Raw genomic sequence first — 1,519 nt, forward strand, 5'->3', positions numbered from 1 at the left:
TCATGAGGCAATTAAGTTAACATAAAAATTCCCCACCGGTGCCTGGGGAAAAATCTTTGCAAAAATGGGGAATTTCCTCTTGCAAAAAACAGCCAATAAGAGACAAAAGAAAAAATAAGATCAAAGATATTATTTTAAGTCTATACATCTCACTCAAACCTTTATTCATTATTCAAATATAGTTATTCTATCCAAGTCATTTAGTGAAGCATCTTTTATATTATCTGCAAAATAGATATTTTTACCATATCTTGTCCCTGGGTCATGAATCTTAAAAGACCAATCGTACATTGTACTTTGAATAGAGAATCTAGATTTTATAGGCGGTACATCTCCAAAAAATTTTTCCAATTCTTCATCAGTTAAGGGATCAATCTCATCCTCAGTAACAACTTTTGGATCTTGACTTATTCCAATACCCTGATTTAATTTAGCATCTTTCTCAATAGAAACAGGACCTATTATTTCCGAACTAACAAAAGTTATAAAATGCCCAGGAATTCTTCCTATTGGATGTTTACCTGCATCAAGATATTCATCAAGTTCAATTGCCTTTTCAGAAGCATCATACCCGCTAAAATAAATATGATAATATTTGCTCCACCCAAATGCTTTTCTTATAGTTTCCCAATTAGCCAAGACATCATCTCCATTAGCTCTATAAACTACATAAGGATCTGCAGTAGAATATTGCTGTTTGTTAACTCTTTCATCATAAATATAAGCTTTACTGGGATATAATACCATTGCGCAACATGTAATAGCACATCCCTCTTTTGCAATTTCCTGTTTCTTAGCATCGGGAACCCCTTCTCCCCAATAACCTCCTTCATAATTACCTGGAGCTTGACAATAAAATGGAGGTACATGAGCTAAAGCAATAGTAGGTTTTATAAAGCTAATGGTTAAAATAAATACAAGGACTAAAATTTGAACTTTCTTCATTTTCACCAACTCCTTTCATATTTTAGCCTTAACAGTAATAAAGCAACTTTTGAGTGGATATCAAGTCACTTTAAGCACCCCCTAATGTTTAAAATTGAAAAAGATTTTGTTAATTGAATTTATCCATAATTTACCACATTTTCTTACAAATGAATTACTTACCCAAAATGTTATTTTTCTGGTATGAACAGTTAAATTTGCATCCTAATTTTATTAATTTTTGGTTTTATATGATATAATAATTTTTTTAAGTTTTTTCATGCCGGTTCTGCTAATTATTGCTTTCTCCTGTATACAGTCAAACTCTATTTCACTCGTTATAATAACTGCTAATTTTTTTTACATAGTCTAAGTTAACAAGATAAGATTTATGGGTGCGTAAAAATTTATCTTTAGACAATCTCTTTTCGAAGTATTTTAACGGACCCTTATATTTGTATTTTTCTCCTTTGGGCGTAAATATTTCAATTTTTTCTTGTCTACACAAAGCATTACTATTTCATCCTCGTCAAGAAAAACCACTTCGCTGTTGTAAACAATTGGAATTTTATTTTTAGACTTAAAAGAAATAATC

The 1,519-nt window shown here is 30.7% G+C and carries 2 protein-coding genes; both read right to left on the minus strand.

The genetic code is table 11. The annotated features are described in order from the left end of the window. Positions 1 to 168: 168 nt before the first annotated feature. Positions 169 to 945 (minus strand): hypothetical protein, encoded by a 777-nt coding sequence (locus LZ11_RS12220; RefSeq protein WP_148868125.1) that lies wholly within the window; start codon positions 943 to 945, stop codon positions 169 to 171. Between the two features lie 310 nt (positions 946 to 1,255). Continuing rightward, the gene (locus LZ11_RS13105) at positions 1,256 to 1,432 is read right to left on the minus strand and encodes a LytTR family transcriptional regulator DNA-binding domain-containing protein (RefSeq protein ID WP_148868126.1); all 177 of its coding nucleotides are present in this window, start codon (positions 1,430 to 1,432) and stop codon (positions 1,256 to 1,258) included. Positions 1,433 to 1,519: the final 87 nt, after the last annotated feature.

The sequence above is a fragment of the Thermosediminibacter litoriperuensis genome (assembly GCF_008124715.1).
GTDB lineage: Bacteria > Bacillota > Thermosediminibacteria > Thermosediminibacterales > Thermosediminibacteraceae > Thermosediminibacter > Thermosediminibacter litoriperuensis.

Coding starts and splice junctions, on each gene's coding strand:
- LZ11_RS12220 (WP_148868125.1), bottom strand. CDS start 945: ATGAAGAAAGTTCAAATTTTAGTCCTTGTATTTATTTTAACCATTAGC.